23 protein-coding genes are annotated in these 23,094 nt (G+C 69.3%); 10 read left to right on the top strand and 13 right to left on the bottom strand.

Features of this window, described 5'->3' with window-relative positions:
- The first annotated feature begins 5 nt into the window (after window positions 1-5).
- The 8 genes from DYE07_RS02185 to DYE07_RS02150 all read left to right on the top strand — a co-directional run bounded on the left by DYE07_RS02185 (window position 6) and on the right by DYE07_RS02150 (window position 7,051).
- Window positions 6-482, top strand: coding sequence for an SRPBCC family protein (locus DYE07_RS02185; RefSeq protein ID WP_160126204.1), 477 nt, complete (start codon window positions 6-8; stop codon window positions 480-482).
- Window positions 483-585: 103 nt separating this feature from the next.
- The gene (locus DYE07_RS02180) at window positions 586-1,446 is read left to right on the top strand and encodes a pseudouridine synthase (protein WP_006947219.1); all 861 of its coding nucleotides are present in this window, start codon (window positions 586-588) and stop codon (window positions 1,444-1,446) included.
- A gap of 332 nt (window positions 1,447-1,778) precedes the next feature.
- The gene (locus DYE07_RS02175; RefSeq protein WP_115296237.1) at window positions 1,779-3,152 is read left to right on the top strand and encodes an APC family permease; all 1,374 of its coding nucleotides are present in this window, start codon (window positions 1,779-1,781) and stop codon (window positions 3,150-3,152) included.
- A gap of 126 nt (window positions 3,153-3,278) precedes the next feature.
- Entirely contained in the window at window positions 3,279-4,091 is an 813-nt protein-coding gene (locus DYE07_RS02170; protein WP_074039262.1) for a gamma-glutamyl-gamma-aminobutyrate hydrolase family protein, read from the top strand.
- Window positions 4,088-4,825, top strand: a complete 738-nt coding sequence (locus DYE07_RS02165; protein WP_051805878.1) for an HAD hydrolase-like protein — start codon at window positions 4,088-4,090, stop codon at window positions 4,823-4,825. Before DYE07_RS02170 ends, DYE07_RS02165 begins: the two co-directional genes overlap by 4 nt.
- Before the next feature lie 11 nt (window positions 4,826-4,836).
- The gene (locus DYE07_RS02160; RefSeq protein ID WP_074039263.1) at window positions 4,837-5,040 is read left to right on the top strand and encodes an antitoxin; all 204 of its coding nucleotides are present in this window, start codon (window positions 4,837-4,839) and stop codon (window positions 5,038-5,040) included.
- A 56-nt stretch (window positions 5,041-5,096) separates the two neighbouring features.
- Complete coding sequence (locus DYE07_RS02155) at window positions 5,097-6,464, top strand: MFS transporter (RefSeq protein WP_074039264.1); 1,368 nt, start codon at window positions 5,097-5,099, stop codon at window positions 6,462-6,464.
- Window positions 6,465-6,682: 218 nt separating this feature from the next.
- The gene (locus DYE07_RS02150; protein WP_006947299.1) at window positions 6,683-7,051 is read left to right on the top strand and encodes an RNA polymerase-binding protein RbpA; all 369 of its coding nucleotides are present in this window, start codon (window positions 6,683-6,685) and stop codon (window positions 7,049-7,051) included.
- Between the two features lie 132 nt (window positions 7,052-7,183).
- On the opposite strand, the gene DYE07_RS02145 is transcribed toward DYE07_RS02150, so the two are convergent.
- Together DYE07_RS02145 and lnt are read right to left on the bottom strand one after the other, a co-directional pair.
- Complete coding sequence (locus DYE07_RS02145) at window positions 7,184-7,816, bottom strand: FxsA family protein (protein WP_237723725.1); 633 nt, start codon at window positions 7,814-7,816, stop codon at window positions 7,184-7,186.
- Between the two features lie 103 nt (window positions 7,817-7,919).
- On the bottom strand, window positions 7,920-9,617 hold the full coding sequence (gene lnt, locus DYE07_RS02140) for an apolipoprotein N-acyltransferase (RefSeq protein ID WP_074045333.1): 1,698 nt from the start codon (window positions 9,615-9,617) through the stop codon (window positions 7,920-7,922).
- A gap of 305 nt (window positions 9,618-9,922) precedes the next feature.
- On the opposite strand from lnt, the gene ybaK reads away from it, so the two are divergent.
- On the top strand, window positions 9,923-10,405 hold the full coding sequence (gene ybaK, locus DYE07_RS02135; RefSeq protein ID WP_256594768.1) for a Cys-tRNA(Pro) deacylase: 483 nt from the start codon (window positions 9,923-9,925) through the stop codon (window positions 10,403-10,405).
- A 43-nt stretch (window positions 10,406-10,448) separates the two neighbouring features.
- A complete protein-coding gene (locus DYE07_RS02130) occupies window positions 10,449-11,375 on the top strand; it encodes a 5'-3' exonuclease (RefSeq protein WP_006947213.1) in 927 nt (308 codons plus the stop codon).
- A gap of 3 nt (window positions 11,376-11,378) precedes the next feature.
- Here the strand turns inward: DYE07_RS02130 and DYE07_RS02125 are convergent, their stop codons facing one another.
- From DYE07_RS02125 to dop, 11 genes are all read right to left on the bottom strand, one after another.
- The gene (locus DYE07_RS02125; protein ID WP_115296236.1) at window positions 11,379-14,168 is read right to left on the bottom strand and encodes a DEAD/DEAH box helicase; all 2,790 of its coding nucleotides are present in this window, start codon (window positions 14,166-14,168) and stop codon (window positions 11,379-11,381) included.
- Window positions 14,169-14,250: 82 nt separating this feature from the next.
- Window positions 14,251-15,075, bottom strand: coding sequence for a twin-arginine translocase subunit TatC (gene tatC / locus DYE07_RS02120; protein ID WP_006947222.1), 825 nt, complete (start codon window positions 15,073-15,075; stop codon window positions 14,251-14,253).
- Window positions 15,076-15,092: 17 nt separating this feature from the next.
- Window positions 15,093-15,377 (bottom strand): Sec-independent protein translocase subunit TatA, encoded by a 285-nt coding sequence (tatA, locus tag DYE07_RS02115; RefSeq protein WP_006947258.1) that lies wholly within the window; start codon window positions 15,375-15,377, stop codon window positions 15,093-15,095.
- 56 nt (window positions 15,378-15,433) lie between these two features.
- Window positions 15,434-15,775: a hypothetical protein gene (locus DYE07_RS02110; protein ID WP_006947226.1), complete on the bottom strand. Its 342-nt coding sequence runs from the start codon at window positions 15,773-15,775 to the stop codon at window positions 15,434-15,436.
- Window positions 15,772-16,848, bottom strand: coding sequence for a helix-turn-helix transcriptional regulator (locus DYE07_RS02105; protein ID WP_006947310.1), 1,077 nt, complete (start codon window positions 16,846-16,848; stop codon window positions 15,772-15,774). The genes DYE07_RS02110 and DYE07_RS02105 overlap by 4 nt, the downstream gene beginning before the upstream one ends.
- Window positions 16,845-17,837 (bottom strand): helix-turn-helix transcriptional regulator, encoded by a 993-nt coding sequence (locus tag DYE07_RS02100; RefSeq protein ID WP_006947232.1) that lies wholly within the window; start codon window positions 17,835-17,837, stop codon window positions 16,845-16,847. The genes DYE07_RS02105 and DYE07_RS02100 overlap by 4 nt, the downstream gene beginning before the upstream one ends.
- 206 nt (window positions 17,838-18,043) lie before the next feature.
- Window positions 18,044-18,463 (bottom strand): FKBP-type peptidyl-prolyl cis-trans isomerase, encoded by a 420-nt coding sequence (locus DYE07_RS02095; protein WP_006947303.1) that lies wholly within the window; start codon window positions 18,461-18,463, stop codon window positions 18,044-18,046.
- Between the two features lie 41 nt (window positions 18,464-18,504).
- A complete protein-coding gene (locus DYE07_RS02090; protein WP_074039273.1) occupies window positions 18,505-19,554 on the bottom strand; it encodes an FKBP-type peptidyl-prolyl cis-trans isomerase in 1,050 nt (349 codons plus the stop codon).
- Between the two features lie 104 nt (window positions 19,555-19,658).
- Window positions 19,659-21,032 (bottom strand): Pup--protein ligase, encoded by a 1,374-nt coding sequence (gene pafA / locus DYE07_RS02085; protein WP_006947220.1) that lies wholly within the window; start codon window positions 21,030-21,032, stop codon window positions 19,659-19,661.
- A gap of 125 nt (window positions 21,033-21,157) precedes the next feature.
- Entirely contained in the window at window positions 21,158-21,349 is a 192-nt protein-coding gene (locus tag DYE07_RS02080) for a ubiquitin-like protein Pup (RefSeq protein ID WP_006947260.1), read from the bottom strand.
- A gap of 180 nt (window positions 21,350-21,529) precedes the next feature.
- Window positions 21,530-23,047 carry a depupylase/deamidase Dop gene (gene dop, locus DYE07_RS02075; RefSeq protein WP_115296235.1) on the bottom strand — a complete coding sequence of 506 codons (1,518 nt, stop codon included), beginning with the start codon at window positions 23,045-23,047 and terminating at the stop codon, window positions 21,530-21,532.
- Window positions 23,048-23,094: the final 47 nt, after the last annotated feature.

Genomic DNA, 23,094 nt, shown 5'->3' with positions numbered 1-23,094 from the left:
GGGGCATGGGTGAGTTCCGCGTCAGTCGCAGCCGTCACATCGCTGCGCCGCTCGAGCAGGTGCACGGGTTCGTCGACGACTTCCACGAGTGGGTGCACTGGTCACCGTGGGAGGGGCTCGATCCGCAGCTGCGCCGCACCTATTCGGGGGCCGCACGTGGCGTCGGCGCGCAGTACGAGTGGGCCGGCGACAAGAAGGCCGGGTCGGGACACATGGAGATCCTCGACTCGACGCCGCACGAGATCACCGTCGCGCTCACGTTCACGGCGCCGTTCGAGTCGGAGAACACCTCCCACTTCGCCTTCTCCCCCGCCGCTGACGGCGGAACCGACGTCACCTGGACGATGACGGGTCCGCAGAGCGCGCCGCAGCGCGTCCTGTTCACCCTCATCCGCATGAACGCGAAAGTGGCGAAGGACGTCGACAAGGGCCTCGCCGCCCTTGACGCCGCCGCGACGGGCCGCGCGCCCGCGGGCGCCTGACGGTTCGCGAGCGCCGTCCGTGCCAGATTTTCATCCCCTTCCCCGCCGTCACGGCCTCAGTGCCGCATGGGTGCGCACGCCCGATCGTGACCGCACGAACCCCATGCCCTGGCCGACGATGCGGGCGTTCCTGCACGACAAGCTGCCCGACCACGTCGACGTCGACGGGATGCTCGAACGCGGCCGTTTCGTCGACGACCACGGCCGATCCTGGAACGGTGACGAACCGTACCGGCCGCACACGTTCGTCCACTTCCACCGCGAGCTGCGCGAGGAGCCGGAGGTGCCGTTCGAACTCACGGTGCTGCACGAGGACGAACGCATCGTCGTCGTCGACAAGCCGCACTTCCTCGCTTCCATCCCGCGCGGCAGGCACGTCACGCAGTCGGTCGTCGTCAAGGCGCGCGCGATGCTCGACGAACCGACGCTCGTGCCCGTTCACCGCCTCGACCGGCTCACCGCGGGGGTGCTCCTGCTGACGCGCGAGCCACGCTGGCGCGCCGCATACCAGGGCATCTTCGAAGCGCGGCAGGTGAGCAAGACGTACGAGGCCGTCGCGGCGTACGACCCGTCGCTCGAGCTGCCGCGTCGGGTCGAGTCGCACATCCGCAAGCAGCACGGCCTCGCGCAGGCGTTCGAGGTGCCGGGGGCGCCGGTCAACGCCATCACCGACATCGAACTCGGGCAGGTGCGCGGCGACGTCGCCACCTACCGACTCACCCCCGCCACGGGCCGCACCCATCAGCTGCGCCTGCACCTCAACGGTCTCGGCATCCCGATCGTCGGCGATCCGCTCTATCCGCACGTGCGTCTCGACGACGACATCGACGACTTCACGCGTCCGCTGCAGTTGCTCGCGAAGACGCTCGCGTTCGTCGACCCCGTCGACGGCACCCCCCGCCACTTCACATCGGCGCGCACCCTCACCTGGCCCGACGGCACCGCGGCTCCGTCGCCGGCGTGACCACGCTGACGTCCTGCCCAACCCTCGGACGTCACGTCGCCGGCGGCCAACGCAGCACTAGACAGATGAGGACGAATCACGCGGCGATGCGTCTGTGGGCGACTCACCGCGACTGACGCCGTCGTCCCCTCGCCGGGGCACGGCCCGAGGAGAGGAAGTCGTCATGGCCGCATCATCGGCGGGTTCGACCCCCGTCTGCGAGCGCCGACGGGTCGTCGACGCCCGCGACGACGCCTGATCAGCGCACTCGCGGCGGGACGCCGCAGGACGCGGCGAATCGGGATGACACCAGCGGGCGCAAGACCTCGCGCGCCAAGTTCGGGCTCGCGTCAATCGTCCTGCTGACGATCAACGGCATCATCGGCTCGGGCATCTTTCTCTCCCCCGGCGCCGTCATGAAGGTCGCGGGCACGTGGACGCCGCTCGTCTACGTCATCGCCGGTGTCTTCGCGGCCGTCCTCGCCGTGATGTTCGCCGCCGCGGCCCGTTGGACGAGCGAGAACGGCGCGGCGTTCGCGTACACGCGGGTCGCGTTCGGTGACGACGTCGGGTTCTACGTCGGCCTGACGCGCTTCGTCGGCGCCGCGATCGCGTGGGGTGTCATGGCGACGGCCGTCGTGACGACCGTGCTCACCGTCTTCGGCGGCCACGAGGCGGTGACGACGACGAACATCACGATCGGCTTCGTCCTGCTCATGGTGGTGCTGCTCGCGATCAACCTGGCGGGCACACGCATCACGAAGGTCGTCAACAACATCTCGACGATCGGTAAGGTCGCCGCGCTCGTCCTGACGATCGTCGCCGGCCTCGTCGTGCTGGCGATGACCGGCGACAACCACTTCTCCGATCTCACGCATCTCGAGGGCCCCGACGGCAGCCCTCTCGTGCCGAGCATGGACACGACCGCGTTCGTCGGCGCGATGCTCGCGGCGTTCTACGCGTTCACCGGGTTCGGGGGCGCCGGCAGCGCCGCGAGCGAGATGGAAGACCCGGCCCGTAACCTGCCGCGCGCCATCCCGATCGGTGTCGCGGTCGTCATCGTCGTGTACGTGGCCGTCGTGTCCGTGGCGATGATGATCAACCCGACGGGCGTGCTCGAGTCGAAGGACGCCGTCGTGCTCGCGAGCGCCTTCGACAACTCGATCGTGCGCGACCTCATCGTCCTCGGCGCCCTCGTCAGCATGTTCGGCATCAACGTCGCGGCGAGCTTCAACACGCCGCGCATCTTCGACGCGATGAGCCGCCGTCGGATGCTGCCCGCCGCGGCAAGTCGGACGTCGCAGCGCGGGGTGCCGGTCGTCGCGTTCGTCGTGACGGCGGTGCTCGCGATCGTCGTGCCGATGGCGTTCGGGTACTCGATGCGCGGCATCATGGTCATCAGTTCGGTGACGCGGTTCGTGCAGTTCGTCATGGTGCCGCTCGCGCTCATCCTGTGCTTCCTCGGGCGCACGCGGCACCGCCCGAACGATGTGAAGCGCAGCGTCGTCCTCGACGTCGTGTTCCCGATCCTGTCGATCGCCGCGTCGGTGTTCCTCATGGTCGAGTTCGACTGGCGTGGCCAGTTCAGCAACCCTGGCGGCGGCCTCAACCTGTGGGCGGTCGCAGCGATGATCGTCGGCTACGTCGTGTTGCCGGCGGCGTTGTACTTGCCGTGGAAGCTGGGCGTCTACGACGACACCCCGAAGCAGCTCCCCGAGGACCGCTGAGCTGACACATCGGCGATTCACGGACACATTCGTGATCTACGGTCACATCGGCGATCTGCGGACACATCCGCGATTCACGGTCATATTCGCACCGCCCCACGAGGGCCAGGCCAGGAAGGACGCACGATGAGCGCCCGCAAACCCGTCATCGGCATCATCACCAACGTCGAGTACGACCCGCACTACCTCTTCCCCGGCTACCGGCGCGTCGCCGTCAATGAGGACTATTCGCGCTCGATCACGCAGGCCGGCGGCATTCCGATCATGTTGCCGCCGTCGACGGATCACTCGACGCTGCCGCAACAGCTGGCCCTGCTCGACGGCTTGCTGCTCGCCGGTGGTTCCGACGTCGACCCGCTGCTGTACGGCCAGCCCGCGAAGCAGGAATGCCAGACGACGTCGCCGATCCGCGACGCGTACGAGATCGAGGCGCTCCGGCTCGCGCGCGAGAACCGGCTGCCCGTGCTCGGCATCTGCCGCGGCATGCAGCTCATCAACGTGGCCCTCGGCGGGAGCCTGTTCCAGGATCTGCGCTACGCGGGCACCGACCAGCAGCACATGGCGATGGGCAACCCCGCCTCGCCGCTGCACCACATCAGCGTCGAGGAGCGCTCGTTCCTGCACGACGCGTGGGGTGTGACGAAGGCGGCCGTCAACTCCTTCCACCACCAGGCGCTCGACGCCGTCGCCGACGCGCTGCGGGTCGTCGCGCGCGCCGACGACGGCCTCGTCGAGGCGGTGCAGCACGCGGACGACGCGTGGTGCCTCGCGGCCGTGCAGTGGCACCCGGAGATGATGAGCGGGGCCGACGTGCGTTCGCAGCAGGTGTTCACGTGGTTCGTCGACGCCGTCACCGCCGACGCTGAGCGCCGCGCCGCGGCCGGCTCCGCGCGCATCACCGCGAACCCCACCCACGGCACCGCGCAGGCCGCGTCATGACAGGCGCTTCACACCAGGCTGACGCCGACACCACCTGGCCGCACGGCCCGCTCACTCTCGTGCTGTTCGATCTCGACGGGACGTTGTCCGACTCGGCGCGCGGCATCACAGCATCGATGCGGCATGCGCTGGGCGTGCACGACGTCGCGGTGCCCGAGCAACACGTGCTCGACTCGTTCGTCGGCCCGCCGTTCAAGGTCGCCCTCGAAGGCATCGGTATCCCGGCCGAGCAGGTACCGGGCATCGTCGGCACCTACCGCGAGGATTACAACGCCGGGCGCCTGTTCGACAACGACCTCTACCCCGGCATGGCCGACCTGCTCGCCGAGCTGCACGCTGCCGGCGTCAGCGTCGCCGTCGCGACGTCGAAACCGCAGCCGACGGCGCGCCGCATCGTCGCCCACTTCGGCCTCGAGCCATACCTGACCGGGGGTCTCGACGGCGTCTTCGGGGCCGACATCACGCGCCCGGACGACGCGAAGGCGGACGTCATCGTCCGGGCGCTGGCCGCGCTCGGTCGCGACGCCGGGCCGGACGTCGTCATGGTCGGCGACCGCCTCCACGACGTCGAGGGCGCCGCGCGTCACGGCATCGCGACGATCGGGGTGAGCTGGGGCTACGCCGCGGACGACGAGCTCGCGCGCGCGGGAGCCGTGGCCGTCGTCGACACCGCCGAGCAGCTCGCGGCACTGCTGCTGCCCCGGGCACAGGACGAGACGGCGGACGTCCACTAGGATCACGCCCCATGAAGACCAACATCGCCAGGCAGCTCGTCGCGCAGGGTCGCCGCTACGTGCAGCAAAATCCCGAGAAGGTGCGCGCCATGACCGACAAGGCCGGCGAGTTCGTCGACCAGCGCACGGGCCGCAAGTACTCGGCGCATATCACGAAGGCGCGCGCCTCGGCTGGGCGCTACCTCGACAAGCAGCGCCTCGATCGGCGGCGCTGACCTCTCAGAGGCTCGCATCACCGAAAATCGCGTCGTCGATGTGACACGCTTCACCCGTGATCGAAGCCCCCACCCCGCCCCCCGACACCGTTCGGACGAGGCGCCAGCGCAGCTGGTACTTCTACGACTGGGCCAACTCGGCGTACGTGACGACGACGTCGACGGTGCTGTTCTCCCCGTATCTCACTGCGGTTGCGAAGTCGGCGGCCTGCCCGGGGCAGGATACGGACCTGGCGTGCCACACCGACCTGCACGTGCTCGGTCTACCGATCTCGCCCGGCTCGCTCGCGCCGTACACGGTGACGGTCTCGACGATCATCAGCGCGATCCTGCTCATCTTCGTCGGCGCGATCGCCGACCGCATCTCGCGCCCGGCGCACCTGCTGGGCGCGTTCGCGTTCGTCGGTGCCCTCGGGGCGAGTTCGATGTTCTTCGTCGCAGGCAGCAACTGGCAGCTCGGTGTTGTCGTGCTCATCCTGGCGAACCAGTGTCTGGGTGCCTCCCTCGTCGTCTACGACGGGCTGCTCGTTCAGATCTCGAGCGACGACGAGCGTGACCGCGTCAGTTCACGGGGGTGGGCGCTCGGCTATCTGGGCGGCGGGCTGCTGCTGGCCGTCAACCTCGTCGTCATGACGATGCACGACTCGTTGGGGCTGTCGACGGGCGAGGCCGTGCGCGTCAATCTGCTGAGTGCCGGCGTGTGGTGGGGCATGTTCACGATCATCCCGGTTGTCGGCCTACGGGACGTGCGTCGGGTCGGCCCGGCCGTGACCGGCTCGCTGACGGCGGCGGTGAGCGGCAGCGTCCGTCAGCTTCGCTCGACGTTCGCGGAGTTGCGGCATTTCCCCGACACGATGACGTTCCTGCTCGCGTACCTGTTCTTCAACGACGGCATCCAGACGGTCATCGTCTCGGCGAGCCTGTACGGCAAGGAGGAGCTGGGCTTCGGCGACAGCCAGCTCATCGTGACGATCCTGCTCGTGCAGTTCGTCGCCTTCCTCGGCGCGCTGCTGTTCGGTCGGCTCGCGCGGACGATGGGCGCCAAACGGGCCGTGTTGCTCTCCCTCGGCTTGTGGACGCTCGTCGTGTTCGCAGCGTTCTTCCTGCCGTCGGGGCAGTTCGGGTTGTGGCTCGTGCTGGGCGTCGGCATCGGCATCGTGCTCGGCGGGTCGCAGGCACTCAGCCGGTCGTTGTACTCGCGGCTCGTGCCGACGGGCCGGGAGTCGGAGTACTTCAGCCTCTATCAGGCGATGGAGCGAGGGACGAGCTGGTTCGGCACCCTCACGTTCGGTCTCGTGCACCAGCTGACTGGCTCCTACCGCCTGTCGATCGTCGCGCTCGTTGTCTTCTTCGCGCTCGGCGCGGTGCTGCTGCGCCGCGTCGACGTCGAGCGAGGCAGCGCCCGGGCACGCGCCGCCGGCTGACGCCCCGGGCTCGAGACCGGCGGCAGGATGCGCGCCGGCCGCTCCCCCGAACGCGATTCGTGACGCGTCCCGTCCGCGCCGTAGACTGGTGTGTCAGCGCGTCGGCGTGCGTGCGGAACAAACGGCCCCCGGCCGGCGTTGTTCCGTCAGGATCGCGCGGGCTGCAGGCTCAGCGCATCACGAACCAACACGAACCCCGTGTGACGTAGGGAGACACCATGGCAGAACGTTCACTGCGAGGCACCAACCTCAGCACGCTCTCGCTCGAGACCGACGAGGGCATCGCGTTCAGCGAGCGACAGATGGTCAGCTACAAGTGCGCTCAGGGCCACGTCATCGAGCTGCCGTTCTCCGTCGAGGCCGACGTGCCCGCGCTGTGGGAGTGCCGTTGCGGCCTCGAGGCGCTGCTCGTCGACGGCCCCGAGCCCGACCGCAAGCCCACGAAGCCGGCGCGTACCCACTGGGACATGCTGCTCGAGCGCCGTTCCGTCGAAGAGCTCGAGGAGCTGCTGGACGAGCGCCTCACGCTGCTGCGCGAGTCGCGCGGCGAAAAGCCGAAGCGAAAGCGTGCTGCCGCGTCCAAGTGACGCTCACGTCGTGACGAACAAGGCCGCCCCCGGTTCGGGGGCGGCCTTCGTGTGTGCTCGCCTGTCTTGTTCAGGGCCTTGGGTATCAGCCTGTGACGGCGGGGGGCACTGCGGCCGAGCCGTCTCACGAACTCAGTCGATGATCTCGCCCTCGACGACGTCGGACGCACCCCGTCGTGGAGAGTTCCAGGCAGCGTCTCGCCCGGCCTGCGTGGCGAACGCGTCGGCGGTGGGGTATGGCCCGGGCGCGGGTAACGGACCGGCCGCCGAAGAGCCGCCCGCATCGGCGGCGCGCACGCGGGTGAAGCGCACTCGGCCGGGCGCCGCGTTCGCGGCACCAAAGGCGGCCGCACCAAGGGGAGATGCACCGAACAGCTTGTGTGCGACGGCACCTTCGAGCAGTCGGCGCGTCAGCGGGCGCGTGAGGGGCAGCAGGACGAACAGGCCGAGTGCGTCCGTGAGGAAGCCCGGGGCGAGCAGCAGCGTGCCGCCGATGAGGACGAGCGCCGCGTCGGAAAGCTCGCGCGCAGGCATACGACCAGAGCCGAACGCCTGACGGAGGGAGCCGAACGCGCGCGAGAACTCGCGCTTGACGACCCACGCGCCGAGCGCCGACCAGAACAGGAGCAGCAGGAAGGTGCTGAGGCCACCGATCTGCTGCCCGACCTTGAGGATGATGAAGACCTCGACGACGGGGACGACGAGCAACGCCAGCATGAGCCAGCGCGCGAAGCCGCGGCGGCGAGGTCGAGTCGTGGTGTTCACATCTGGTTCAACGCGCGGGCACGCTCGAAGAGTTCCGATTCGTCGACGAATCGTGAAGCGATCGCCGGTCGTGGAACCCCGGTGGGCACCAGCGAAAGCGGGCTCAGGCGTCGCCGCGACCGTTCTTGCGGCGACGGCGCGGCAGGCGGGCATGACGCAGCGCGAACGCGAGCGCGACGACGCTGACGACGGAGGCGGCGATCTCGGGCCAGCGTCCGAGCCGCTGGGCGGGCGTCGCGTCCGAACGCAGGGGCAGCTGCCCGGTCAGCACCTTCTGCGTGAACAGTTCGCTGCGCTCGTGCAGCTGCCCGTCGGGGGTGATGAGGGCGCTGACGCCGACCGTCGAGACGTGGATGATCGAGCGGCCGTATTCGAGCGCGCGTAGGCGCGAGATCGCGAGTTGCTGCGTCGACTCGGCGGTGTGGCCGAACGTCGCGTTGTTCGTCTGGACGGCGAAGATCTGTGCGCCCTGGTTCGCCGGTTTGCGCAGCAGATCGTCGTAGGCGACCTCGAAGCAGATGATCGGGGCGAGCTTCACGTCACCCTTCGCGTTCGGCAGCGTGAACAACCCGACCTTGCGCCCGGAGGCGAAGTCGGCCTTGACGAGATCGACCTGCGAGGAAAACGTGCGGAAGAACGAGCGGTACGGGATGTATTCGCCGAACGGCACCGGGTGCTGCTTGACGTAGGTGTCGCTCAGGCCCTTGCCGGGCAGGTAGAGCATCGACGCGTTGGACACCTCGGGGCGTGGTTCGTTCAGCACCGCACCGACGATGAGCGGCGTGTTGACGGCGGCGAGGGCTGAGGCGATCTCGGCGCCCGCGTCGGGGTTGCGCTTGGGGTCGATGTCGGAGGCGTTCTCGGGCCAGACGACGACATCGGGGCGCGGCGTCGCTCCGGCATCGATCTGCTTGGCGAGGTCGAGCGTCGCGTGGACGTGGTTGTCGAGCACGGCGCGGCGCTGCGCGTTGAACTCGAGCCCCTCGGTGGGCACGTTGCCCTGCACGCCGACGACGCGCAGCATCCGCCCGCTCGTGCCGGGCGTGATGAGTGAGCCGACGATCAGTGCGAGGACGGCCGTCGACGCGGCCGCAGCGGGCACGGCGATCGGGAGACGAGCCGTGATGCCGCGCGCGCCGTCGGGCCGTGCGTCACCAACAGGCGTGGCCCCGGAGCCCGTGGCGTTCGCTGAGGTGTGGGCGTCGTCCGAAACCGAAGCCGAATCCGAAGCAGACGTTCGGCCCGCACTCCCCCGCCGCTCCGCCGTGAAGAGCCGCGGCGCGGCCAGGGCCACGCACGATGCGAGCGCCGCGCCGGCGAGCGCGAGCACGAACGTCAGGCCGGGTGCGCTGACCCACGCGATGAGCGGTGCCCACGGTGCGTCGGCCTGGGAGAACGACAGGCGTGCCCAGGGGAATCCGCCGAACGGCGTCGTCGAGCGCAGCCATTCCTGCATCACCCACAGGCAGGCGACGACGAACGGCGCGATGCGGCGACGTTGCACGAGCGCAACCGCTGCGCCGAGCGCGGCCATGTAGAGCGATTCGAGGACGGCGAGCGCTGTCCACGGGAACGCGCCGACGTAGACGCCCGACCACGACAGCGTCGGCAGGAAGAACGCCATGCCGAAGACGAAACCGAGCAGCGCGCCGGTGCGCGCCCGCACGCGCCAGAGGCACAGCGTGATGAGGGCGACGGCTATTGGCGGCGTCCACCACAGACCGTGGTCGGGAAACGCGAGCCACAGGAGCAACCCGGCGCCGATGGCGCCGAATGCGCGAAGGAGAGCTTTCGTGGGCACCGGCCAAGTGTAGGCCTCTCAGGCGAGAGGCGGCGGACGGGCTCACGCCGTTGGGGCCATCGCGGGGTGAACCGCGAAGTTTTCTACTAGGCGTGAGGCCCGTCCGCAATGACGCGCGCTACGGGCGCGTTCGAGCCAACATAGCCGCCCCACAGCCCAGGAGCAACGCAGGTGAGCGCACTGGCGCCCGGCCGACGGGGCGCCGAACAGTGGCCGAGGTGCGTCATGCCTTGTGTGCGCAGGCGTGTCACGCACCTTGAATCCGTCGCGCATGAGGTAGCAGGATGAACGCGATGTCTCGCACGATGAACACACCACCCGCCACGCCCGCGACCCGCGCCCTCGACCGGCTCGGTATCGCCTACGAGGCGCTCCCCTACGCCCACGATCCCGACGTCACGAGCTACGGCGCCGAGGCGGCATCCGCGCTGGGGCTCGACCCTGCGTCGGTCTACAAGACGCTCGTCGTGAAGCTCGACACCGGCCGCTTCGCGATGGCCTGCGTCCCCGTCTCGACGATGGCGGACCTCAAGGCGGTCGCCGCCGCGTGCGGCGCGAAGAAAGCTGTGCTGGCCGCGGAGGCCGACGTCCGGCGCCTCACCGGCTACGTCCTCGGCGGCGTCAGCCCACTCGGAACGCGCTCACGCCTCGACGTCGTCATCGACGCGCAGGCGCACGAACATCCGCGGGTCTGCGTCTCCGGCGGCCGTCGCGGCTTCGACGTGCGGCTCTCCCCCGACGACCTCGCCCGTGCCTGCGACGCCCACATGGCCGACATCGCGCGCTGACGAGCACTGACGCTCGACGCCGCACCGTGACAGGATGGCGCCCATGACGCCGCGCCGACTCATGCTGCTCGACTCTGCCAGCCTCTACTTCCGCGCTTTCTACGGCGTGCCCGAGCGCACCGCCGCCGACGGCACGCCCAACAACGCGCTGCGCGGCTTCGCCGACATGATCGCGACGCTGCTCACGACGTACGAACCGACCGACATCGTCGCCTGCTGGGACAACGATTGGCGCCCCGCGTTCCGCGTCGAGGCGATCCCGAGCTACAAGGCGCACCGCGTGCAAGAGGGCTCCGACGTCGCCGAGGAGAGCCCCGAGAACCTCACCCCGCAGGTGCCGCTCATCCGCGAACTGCTCGAACTCGCAGGCATCACCCGCCTCGGCGTCGACGGGTACGAGGCCGACGACGTCATCGGCACCCTGACGCACCGATTCCGCGACGCCGGCCCCGTCGACGTCGTCACCGGTGACCGTGACCTGTTCCAACTCGTCGACGACGCGATGGGCGTGCGCGTCATCTACACGGCCAAGGGTGGCGTGCGGGCCCCCGACCTCGTCGACGAGAGCTTCCTCATGGCGAGGTACGGCGTCGCGACGGGCCGCGCCTACGCCGACATGGCCGTCATGCGCGGCGACACGAGTGACGGGCTGCCCGGTGTCGCCGGCATCGGTGAGAAGACGGCGGCGGCCCTCATCGCCGAGTTCGGCTCCCTCGCGGCCATCCGCGACGCCATCGCCTCCGGCGACCCGCGGATCAAGGGCGCACGCCGCACGCGTCTCGAGGCAGCCTCCGATTACCTCGACGTCGCACCGCGCGTCGTCGACGTCGCTCTCGACGTCCGTGTGCCCCACGACCTCGTCACGACGCGCCCGCAGGGCGTCGCCGACGGCGCCGGATTCGCTGACTTCGCAGCGCGCTGGGACATGGGCGGCTCCGCTGAACGCCTTTCCGCAGCCCTCGCCCGCTGACGTTCAGTCGATCCGGTCAGCCGCGACGACGCCGCGCTGCACGCCCTTGATCGCCTTGCGCGCTGCCCTGCGGATGCCGTCGTCATCGGTGGCGGCGGCGATCTGGTCGAGCACGTCGACGAGCTGACGGCAGCGTCGTACGAAGTCGCCGGCGGTGAGGTCCTCGTCGCGTAGCACCGTCTCGAGGCCCTGGCCGCTCGCCCAGCGGTGCGCGGCCCAGGCCAGGCCCGCGTCGGGTGCCGCCATCTCGGGCAGTCGGTGCATGACGAGCGCGTCGTCGATGACCGACCACAGCTCGTGCGTGCGCTCCAGCGCGTCGGCGACATCACGGTTCGGCATGCGCGGGGTCTCACCGACCACGTCACGCCGCGACTCGTGGACGAGCGCCGAGACGGCCGCCGCGAGCGACGGTGCGTCAAGGCCCTTCCACGCACCCGAGCGCAGGCACTCGGCGGTGAGCAGATCCTTGTCCGAGTACAGGCGCATGAGCATCGCGCCGTCGTCGGTCAGCTTCACTCCACCGGCAGCCGACGGATCGGCCGCGAGGTAGTCGAACTCGAGCAGCAGGTCGCAGATGCGGTCGAACTGCTTCGCGACGGTGTTCGTCCGGTTCTCGACCTTCGTGACGAGCGCGTCGGTCTCGCGGCGCAGCGTCCACCAGCGTTGCGCCCAGCGCGCGTGCTCCTCGCGGTACTCGCACGCGTGGCACGGATGGGCGGCGAGCCGGCGTCGCAACTCCTCGATCTCCGCGGTGACGGCCTTGTCCGGTTCGATCTCGGTGCGTCGCAACGGCTTCGGCGGATCGTGCGGCACCTTGGCGCGCAGCGTCGCCGCGAGGTCGCGGCGCGACTTCGACGAGCGTGCGGTGAATGTCTTCGGGATGGCGAGGTGCGTCAGCACCTCGAGCGGCGCGTGGATGTCGCTGGAACGGATCTGGCGCAGCTGTGCGTCCTCGGTGACGACGGACGGGCTCGGGCCCTCGCGCTTGCCGCCGCGGTTGGTGCGCACCACGATGGCGAGCCCCTCACGTCGCCCGGACGGCACGCGCACGACGTCGCCGGGGCTGAGGTCGGCGAGCGAGCGGTCCGCGGCGGCGCGCAGGGCGGCGGCGCGTCGCTTCTGCGCGTTCTTCTCGAGGTCGCTGATGCGACGGCGGATGCCCGCGTACTCCGCGAAATCGCCGAGGTGGCACTGCATCGCCTCGGCGTAGCCCTCGAGGCCCTCATTGTTCTTGGCGATCTGACGCGACAACCCGACGACGCTGCGGTCGGCCTGGAACTGCGCGAACGACGACTCGAGCACCTCGCGCGCCCGCTCCCGTCCGACGGTGTGGACGAGGTTGACGGCCATGTTGAACGTCGGGCGGAAGCTCGAGCGCAGCGGGTAGGTGCGGCGCGATGCGAGGCCTGCGACCGCCTCCGGTTCGACGCCGCGGTTGTACAGGACGATCGCGTGGCCCTCGACGTCGATGCCGCGCCGGCCCGCGCGGCCCGTCAGCTGGGTGAACTCCGCGGGCGTGACGTCGACGTGAGCTTCACCGTTGTACTTGACGAGCCGTTCGAGCACGACGCTGCGCGCCGGCATGTTGATGCCGAGAGCGAGCGTCTCCGTCGCGAATACGGCCTTGATCTGACCGGTGACGAACAGTTCCTCGACGATCTCGCGGAACGTCGGCAGCATCCCCGCGTGGTGCGCGGCGAAGCCGCGCGCGAGGCCCTCGACGAAGTCGTGGTAACCGATGACGGCAAGATCCTCGACGGGGATGTGCGCGACGCGCTCGGCGACGTAGGCGCGGATCGTGGCGCTCTCATCGTCGGTGACCAACTGCATGCCGTACCCGAGCAGCTGCGCGACGGCGCCCTCGCACCCGGCGCGGCTGAAGATGAACGTGATGGCCGGCAGCAGCCCCGCGCGATCGAGTGCGGCGATGACCTCGGCGCGCGGCGCCGGGCGGAACGTCTCCCCCTGCGGCTGACGCGGCACGGGACGGCGGCCGCGCCCACGTCGACCGGACGGGGCGCCGGCGTCGAAGCGGTGACCGCCGCGCGCGGGCGCCGTCAGGCTCGCGATGCGCGAGAGCAGGTCGGGGTTGACGACGCGATCGCCGCGTTCGTCCTCGCCCAGCAGGTCGTACAGGCGCGCGCCGACCATCATGTGCTGGTACAGCGGCACCGGGCGGTGCTCGGTGATGACGACGTCGGTGTCGCCGCGCACCTGCTGCATCCAGTCGCCGAACTCCTCGGCGTTGCTCACCGTCGCCGACAGCGCGATGACCTGCACCGACTCGGGCAGGTGGATCATCACCTCTTCCCAGACGGCGCCGCGGAAGCGGTCGGCGAGGTAATGGACCTCGTCCATGACGACGAAGCCGAGGCCGCCCAGCGTCGAACTGCCCGCGTAGAGCATGTTGCGCAGCACCTCGGTCGTCATGACGACGACCGGCGCCTCACTGTTGTGCGAGGTGTCACCGGTCAGCAGCCCGACGTTCTCCGTTCCGAGCATCTCGACGAGGTCGGCGTACTTCTGGTTCGACAGCGCCTTGATCGGCGTCGTGTAGAACGCCTTGCGCCCGGTGTGCACCGCGAGATAGCAGGCGAACTCGCCGACGACGGACTTGCCCGCACCCGTCGGCGCTGCGACGAGGACGCTGCGTCCGTCCTGCACGGTCCGCGCCGCCTCCGACTGGAAGTCGTCGAGCGGGTACGGCAACGTCTCGACGAAGTGGCCGAGGTGACTCGAGTCGAACTTTCGCCGACGAGCGGCCTGGGCGAACTTCTCGGCGGGCGACGACATGCCCCCAGGCTATGACAACGGCGGGCTCCCGCTCGGGAGCCCGCCGTCGGGCGTCATGTGTGTCGTGCCTGCAGCCTGGGCCTCACAGGGCCGAGGCCTGGTCGTCGCTGACGTCCATCCAGGCCGGACGCTCACGCTTCTCCTTGCGTGCACGCCACGCGTCGAGTGCGAGGGCTAGCCCCGCGCTGCCGAAGAACAGCACGATGAGCGGCACTGCCATGAGGAACATCGTGTAGACGTCCGGCGTCGGCGTCATGATGGCCGCGAAGGCCACTGCGATGATGACGGCGAAGCGCCACCCCTTGAGCATGATCCGGCCCTTGAGCACGCCGACCGCGTTGAGTGCCAGCAGCAGGATCGGCAGCATGAACGTCAGCCCGAACGACAGGATGAAGCGGGTGACGAACGAGAAGTACATCCCGCCGTCGGCGAAGTTGGCCGCGCCGCGCGGCGTCGCACTGATGAACATCTCGACGGCGTTGCCGAAGGTCAGCGACCCCATGTAGACGCCGCAGGCGAACAGCACGATCGCTGAGGCGACGAAGATGCGGCCGACGCGCTTTTCCCGCGGCGTCAGGCCGGGCACGAGGAAGGCCCAGATCTGCCACAGCCACACGGGCGCCGCGAGGATGAGGCCGGCCCACGCCACGACCTTCAACTTGAGGTTGAACGGCGCCGTGACGGCGTTGAACGCGACCTCGACGTGCGCCTCGGGGTGGGCGTGCTGGTAGTCGCGGAACGGCTGCTCGATGAAGTCGTAGATGTTCTGGTAGTAGTGCCAGCCGATGATGCAGCACAGCAGGATCGCGACGCCGGCGACGATCGCGCGGTTGCGGAATTCGCGCAGATGGTCGCCGATGGACATCCGCGCTTCGGGGTTGTCCTTGCGTCGTCCGAAGATTGCCACGAGCGAACGGGATCCGATCAGACGTCGTTGCGGTGCGCGTCGGTGCGCGTCACGGGGTCACCGGAGTGGACCGGGTTGCCGTTGGCATCGTGCACCGGGTTCGCCGTCTCACCCTCGACGGTGGCGCCGGAGGCCTTCGACCGGTTGCTCTCCGTCTTCATCTCGTCGATCTCGCTCTTGAGGATGCGCGAGCTGCGCCCGAGGCTGCGCGCCATGTCGGGCAGCTTCTTCCAGCCCAGGAGCACGACGATGACGAGCACCAGGATGAGCAGTGACGCGGGGTGTTCGAGCAGGTTTTTCATGGCCAGTCCTTGAGTCCCGGGAGTTTCCGGCGCGGCGGCAGCCGCATGGTCGTCGTTCACTCTAGTGGATCGCGCCAAGACGACCACACCTCGGCCTGGGAGTCCAAGCGCAGGTCGCGCTGCCGTTCGCGGGCCCGCTGACGCTCGCCTCGCCAGTGCGAGGCCGGCTTGTTCCACGCGAGATCGTCGACGCCCTGCGTGACGAGCGCCGCACTGTTCTCGGCGGCGGATCGCTGCTCGGCGAGGTTGCGCGCCTCGTCGAGACGCGACCACGCCTCGGACGTCGTGCGGGCGAAGTCGCGCGCGTGCGGCCACACGCGCCAGCATCGCCAGGCGAGGTAGGCGACGGCCGTGACCCAGAAGATCGCCCAGAACAGCAGCCACATCCACCACGTCACGGCACGGTGCCCCCGAGCATCTCGGCGTAGGCGTCGAGGGCGCGGCGGGCCTCGTCGGCGACCTGCGCCCGCACCGCGGCAGGCGCGAGCACCTGGGCGTCCCGGCCGAGCTGCAGCAGCAACCGGCGCAACCAGCGCCCGTCGCCGAGGACGAGTGAGACGTCTGCGTGCTCGCCGTCGTCGGATCGTTCGACGTCGAAGCACGGGTAGTAGTCGATGATCCAGAACGCGGCCCGCTGCACCCGCAGACGCACCTGCGGCGCGTCGGGGCTGGGGGCGAAGAAGCCGCGCGAGAGGTCGGTGCGCTGCGCGTCCTGCGGGATCTCGGCCCGGACATCGAGGAGCTCGACGCTCTCGATGCGGTCGAGACGGAACGTGCGCATGCCCTCGGCGCGACGGCACCACCCTTCGAGGTACCAGTGGCCGTCGGAGGTGAACAGGCGCAGCGGGTCGACGTCACGCTCCGTCACCTCGTCCCGGGCCGGCGCAAGGTAGCGCAGGTGCACCCGATGTGCGCGGCGCACCGCGTCCTGCAGCGTGCTGAGCACCTGCTCACCATCGCGTTCGAGGCTGACGTGGACGCGTGCGGCGCCGCTCTCCCCCGTCGCCTCGCTCAGCTTGGCGAGGGCGCGATCGACGGCGTCGCGCTCCTGCAGCCCGGGCACGTCGAGCAGCGTGCGCAGCCCGACGGTGAGGGCGAGCGCCTCGTCGCGGGTGAAGCGCAGCGGTTTGGCGATGGCGTCGGCGTTGCGGATGTAGACACGCCCCTGCTCCCACTCGGCCTCGATGAGGTCGTCGGGCATGTGGCCGGGTGTGCCGCAGACGAAGAGCAGCTCGAGGTCGGCCTCGATCTGCGCGCGGCTGACGCCGAGGGTGCGGGCCGCCTCCTCGATGTCGATGCCCTGACGGTTCATCAGCCACGGCACCATCGTGAGCAGCCGTGACAGGCGCGTCGTCGCCGCTTCGGAGTTGATCGGCCCCGAGTTGATCGACCCCGAGCTGATGGACCCCGTGTCGGCGGACCCAGAGTCGATCGCCCCAGAGCGGGCGGCCTTGTCAGTGCGGGCGTTCATGGTGCAGTCTCCGCCGTCTGGGCTTCATAGGCGCCCCGCAGGCGCGCCATGACACGTTCGCGCAGCTCGTCGGGCTTCTCCACGAGCACGTCGGCGCCGAAGGAGACGACTTCGTCGGCGAGCACGCCGGGGTCGGCGTACTCGATGTCGATGAGCTGCCACGTCTCGTCGATGACGCCGACGGTGCGGGCGCGCCGCACGAGCGAGTGTCCTCGCCCCGCGCGCACCCGCAGGACGGCAGGCGCCCAGTCGGGGGTGCGTTCGGTACGTTCGATGAGGGCGCTCGTGTCGTGATCGTCCGGCACCTCGTAGGCGCCCGGCTTGCCGACGAGTCGCACCGGGCCCTCGATTCGCGAGAGACGGAAGACGCGCGGCGCGTCACGGTCGGTGTCGAACCCGGCGACGTACCAATGACCCCGACGGTTCGTCACCGTCCACGGCTGAACGTGACGCACAGCGCTCTCCCGCCCGGCCGCGCGGTAGGTGAACGTGATGGCGCGCCGCGTCATCACCGCGTCCTTGACGGCGTCGAAGGCGGGTTCGCTGGTGCGGATACGAGGTTCGAGGCCGACGACCGATTCGACGTCGGGGCTGATGTCGAGCGCCTCGAGCTTGCGCATCGCCGCCGCCGCAGGGCCGGCGAGGCTGGCCTGCTGCCACGCACGCGAGGCGAGGCCGAGGACAGCGAGTTCGTCGGCGTCGAAGTGCAGGTCGGGCAGCTCGTACTCACGCTTGTCGATGCGGTAGCCGATCTCGTCCTCGAACAGGATGTCGATGGGTTCGGCGCGCAGCGGGATGCCGAGCTCACGCAACTCGTCCTTGTCCCGCTCGAACATCCGGTCGAAGGCTTCGTCGTTCGGTGCCTCGGTGTACGGGCGCACGGCCTGACGGATGGCGTCCTTCGTCAGCGGCCTGCGCGTGTAGAGCAGCGCGATGACGAGGTTGAGCAGGCGCTCGGTCTTCGCCTCCGGGGTGGGTCGTGCTGCCACGCTCGCTCCTTCGTCGCTGTCGGGTCTGACGCCGTGGTCCTGCTGCAGAGCCTACCCTCTCATTCGCACAGGTGTGCGATTGGCGGCACTCGGCCCCGCGTGATGGCCACGGGCACGCAGAACGGGGTGAGTACCGATGGCACTCACCCCGTCTTGTTGCTCAGGCCGAACCCACTCGCGGGACGACCAGAGCGGCGAAGGCTACCTCAGCGGAGGCCGAAGGAGCGTCCAGCGCCGGGCTTGTTCGTCGAAACGAGGTCGACGACGAAGATCAGCGTCTCGTTCGGGCCGATCGAGGCACCCGCGCCGCGCTCGCCGTAGCCGAGCGCCGGCGGGATGATGATCTTGCGGCGGCCGCCGACCTTCATGCCGAGCAGGCCCTCGTCCCAGCCCTGGATGACCTGGCCGACGCCGGCGGTGAACTCCAGCGGCTCGCCGCGGTTCCACGAGGCGTCGAACTCCTCGCCGGTCGACCAGGAGACGCCGACGTAGTGCGCCTTGATGATGTCGCCGGCCTCGACGGTGGCGCCGTCACCAACGGTGATGTCCTCGACGACGAGTTCCGCCGGCGGGGTGTCACCGGGGAAGTCGATCTCGGGCTTGGTCGTCTTGGGGTCGAAACCCATGGTTGCTCCTTCGAGAAAGTGTCGCTGACAGGCTCAGCGTGTCAGTTGGCGGCGAGGATGTCGACGACGAACACGAGGGTGTCGGTGCCCTTGATGCCCGCCTGCTGGTTGCCGTCCTTGCCATAGCCCTCGGACGGCGGCACCACGACGAGCACGCGGCTGCCGACCTTCTGGCCGACGAGCGCCTTGTCCCAGCCGGTGATGACCTGGCCCTTGCCGATGACGAACACCGACGGCTTGCCACCGTCGTTGTGCTTCGCGGTGGCGTCGAAGATCGTCGACGTGCCCCAGATCTGGCCGGTGTAGCTGACGGCGACCGAGTCGCCGGAGGCGACCTTCTTGCCGTTGCCCTCGATGAGGGTGGCCGTCTTGAGGCTCGTCGGGGCCTTCGCGCCCTTGGCGACGGTGATGCTCGCCTGCTTGCCCTGGCCGGCGGGGACGCTGACCTTCGGCATGTCGGCGGGCGCGTCCTTGGTCGTGCCCTGGGCCTCCTTGAGCGGCGTGTCGGTGGCCTTGATCTCCATGTAGAGCACGAGGTTGTCGTTCGCGCCGACACCGATCTTCTCGTTGCCCGCGGCACCGAAGCTGTCCTTCGGCGGCAGGGAGACGACGAGTTTCGTCCCGGCCTTCTGGCCCTTCAGGGTGCTGATGATGCCCGGCAGGTTGTTGTTGTCGCTCATGTTGAAGCTGGGCACGGTCTCACCGAACGTCGAACCGATCGTCTTGCCGGTCGTGCCGTTCACCATGACGAAGTTGGCCTTGACGATGTCGTTGTCGCCGACCGTCTTGCCGGAACCCTGCGTCAGGATCTTCGGCTTCGTGCTGCTCGTGCCGAACGGCAGCTTGTCCTTCGGGATCGAGACGGTGGGCTTCGCAGCGTCCTTCGTGTCGACCTTGACGTCGTCGAGGTTGCCCTTCGTCGCGGGTGCGGACAGCCCGCTCGACGACGACGGTGACGATGCGTTCGACGACGCGCTGGCGCCGGAGGAGCCGCTCGAGCTCTTGGAGGCCTTCGAGTCGTCGTTGCCGCATCCGGCCAGGAAGACGATGGGCAGAGCGGCCAGGGCAAGCAGACGCTTGGGGGAAGTCACAGCAGAGGATCCTCGCGCGATGGGTGACAGGTCGTCCGCCACGATAACCCGCGTGGGGTGTGCTTTGCCTGGCAAGGGCCTGTGCGTCCGAGCCCGCAGGCGTCTCAGACGGGCGTCGTCAGGCTCTCGACGAGACGATCGACGCGGGCATCGGTGGCGAGGAACGGATCCTTGCACATGAGCGTGCGGCCGGCTTGGTCGTTGAGCTTGAGGTGCACCCAGTCGACGGTGAAGTCACGCCCCGCCTCACGCGCGGCCCTGACGAAATCGCCGCGCAGCTTCGCGCGTGTTGTTTGTGGCGGCGTCGTCATGGCCTCGGTGACGCGGGCGTCGTCGACGATGCGTCGCACGCGTCCAGCCTTCTCGAGCAGGCCGAACACGCCGCGTCCGGCGCGGATGTCGTGGAACGTGAGGTCGAGTTGGGCGAGCTTCGGGTCGTCCAACTCGAGGCCCTGACGCGCCGCGTAGTCGGTGAGCAGCTTGCGCTTGATGACCCATTCGATCTCGGTCTCGATGCCGGTGAAGTTCTGCGATTCGACCGCCTCGAGGGTGCGCCCCCACAGGTCGAGGACGTCCGCGATCGCCGGGTCGGGGTCGCCCTCGCGCTCGACGAACGCCGTCGCGCGCTCGAGGAACATGTGCTGCATCGCGAGGGCCGTCATGCTCGTGCCGCCCTGCAGCTCGATGACGCACTGGCCGGTGGGGTCGGCGGAGACGTCGCGGATCGCCTGGATCTGGTTGGCGAGGTGCAGGCGCGGGAAGCTCTCCCCCGCCTCGATCATGCGCAGCACGAGGTGGGCGGAGCCGACCTTGAGCAGCGTCGTCGCCTCGCTCATCGTCGAGTCGCCGACGATGACGTGCAGGCGACGGTAGCGCGCCGAGTCGGCGTGCGGTTCGTCGCGGCTGTTGATGATGGGGCGTGAGCGCGTCGTCGCGCTCGAGTAGCCGTCCCAGATGTGCTCGGCGCGCTGCGTCAGGTTGAACACGGTGCGCCCGTCGCGCACGAGCAGCTTGCCGGCGCCCGCGACGAGCTGGCGGGAGACGAGGAACGCGACGAAGATCTCCGCGATGCGGTTCATGTCGGCGCCGCGATCGAGCAGGAAGTTCTCGTGGCAGCCGTAGGAGTTGCCCGCCGAGTCGGTGTTGTTCTTGAAGACGTAGATCGTGCCGTCGACGCCGTCCTCCGCCAGGCGCGCCTGGGCGTCGCTCGTCATGTCGTCGAGGATGCGCTCGCCGGCGCGATCCTGGGCGACGAGATCAAGCAGCGAGTCGCACTCGGCCGTCGCGTACTCGGGGTGCGCGCCGACGTCGAGGTAGAGGCGCGAACCGTTGTCGAGGAAGACGTTGCTCGAACGCCCCCACGCGACGACCTTGCGGAACAACGCGCGGCTCACCTCGTCGGGCGTCAGGCGACGCTGGCCGTTCGTCGTCGCGGTGACGCCGAACTCCGTCTCGATGCCGTAGATGCGGCGTTCCATGGCTGCTCCTGATCGTCTGACTGACTGCTGAGGTCGTGACTGGACGCGGTGTCTGGGCCGCTCGCGGTGGTGTCGCGTTATCGCGTTATCGCATCAACCCTGCGTCGGGCGCGTAGCCCGTGGCGTCACTCGCCGCCCTTCTGCACGAACCCGGAGACGAACTCGCTCGCGTTGGTCTCGAGCACGCCGTCGATCTCGTCGAGCATCGAGTCGATGTCGCTCGTCGACGACGCCGCCTGCACCTGGCCGGCGTCTGCGCCTGCCTCGAACTCGTCGTCGCCCTTGCCGCTGGCGTTCTTGAACTGCTGACCGCTCATCGTTGCTCCTCGAAATGACGTCGCTGGTTGCTGTTCGCCACCCTATCGCCGCCCGAACGCCGGAGCGCTCGTTGCACGAGTAATGCGCATCTGCAGGAGGAATGAGCGGCACAAACCCCGTGCAAGTGCACAATTTTCGAGCAGCTGTGCCACGTCGTCGCGCAGCCCGCCCCGATTCGCTCACTCCACGACGAGGTCGGGCCCGACCTGAGCGATGAGGTGCGCGACGTCGGCGTCGAACCAACCGCGGGTCTGCTCGGCGCTGCCGGCGAGTGGCTCGGGCAGGCGGATGCGCGTGTAGCTCGACGGCAGCGTGGTGCGGTAGACCATCCCGTCCCACGACGCGGAGGCGACGTCGCTGCCGAACGCCTCGATGCTCTTGCCGCGCAGCCATGCTCGCGTGTCGCGCGGGGGCTCGACGACGGCGCGCGCGACGTCCTCGTCACTGACGACGCGGGTGAAGCGACCGGCGCGTTCGAACGTGTGGAACAGGCCCTTGTCGGCGCGCACGTCGGACCACTGGATGTCGAGCGCGCGCAGACGCGGGTCGTCCCACCCGACATCATGGCGTGTCATGAACGCCTCCATGACGCTCTTCTTCGCCACCCAGTCGAGGTCGGCCGCGAGGCTCATGGGGTCGCGACGCAGCCCGTCGAGGACGCGCCCCCAGTGCTCGAAGACCTCGCGCGTCTGCTCCTCGACCGGGTCGTCGCCGCGCCGCTGCCACCACGTGTGCGTGGCATCGCGGTACGCCTCGAGGATGTCGAGCGCGCTCATCGCGCGGCCGTCGACGAGGTCCAGCGGCTCGGCGAGCGTCAGGTCGTGACTGACGGCGCGCATCGACGTGACCGGTCGCGCGAGGACGATCCGCGGCAGGGCCTCGTCCTCGAGAGCGCCGAGCACGAGGCTCGTCATGCCCATCTTGAGCAGGTTCGCGACGTCGGCGTGGTTGGCGTCGCCGACGATGACGTGCAGGCGGCGATACTTGCGGTGGTCGGCGTGCGGCTCGTCGCGCGTGTTGATGATGGGACGCTTCAACGTCGTCTCGAGACCGACCTCGGCCTCGAAGAAGTCGGCGCGCTGAGTGAGCTGGAAACCGGCCCGCTCGCTCTCGGTGCCGATGCCGACGCGGCCGCTGCCGGTGACGACCTGACGCGCGACGAAGAACGGCGTCATGCCCGCGACGACGCGCGCCCACGGCACGTCGCGGCGCAGCAGGTAGTTCTCGTGCGTGCCGTACGAGGCGCCCTGACCGTCGGTGTTGTTCTTGTACAGCTGCGTCGGGCCGTCCTCGTCGTCGGCGAGCAACGCCGCCGTGCGCCGCATGATGACCTCGCCCGCGCGGTCGTACGCGACGGCGTCGCGGGGCGTCGTCACCTCCGGCGAGCTGTACTCGGGGTGGGCGTGGTCGACGTACAGGCGCGCACCGTTCTTGAGCACGACGTTGGCGAAGCTCGGGTCGATGTCGTCGGTCAGCTGGCTCTCGTGCGCGACCTCGCGAGCGATGTCGTAGCCGCGCTGATCGCGCAACGGCGACTCGTCGCTGTAGTCCCACCGACTCTGCGCCGCGTTGAGGCCAACGTCGTTCGCGTAGGCGCGCACGACGAGGCCCGACAGCACCATCGGCGTCGTCCGTTGATCGCCGGGGCGCAGCACGCCGTACTCGGTCTCGATGCCCATGATGCGCTGAACCGTCATGGCGCCACCCTAGTGATGTTGCCCGGGATTCCGAGTGCCCGCGCCCG

It is taken from the genome of Dermacoccus nishinomiyaensis (assembly GCF_900447535.1).
GTDB lineage: Bacteria > Actinomycetota > Actinomycetes > Actinomycetales > Dermatophilaceae > Dermacoccus > Dermacoccus nishinomiyaensis.
The sequence above is the reverse complement of the archived record's forward strand: the minus strand, read 5'-3'. Positions and strand labels throughout refer to the sequence as shown.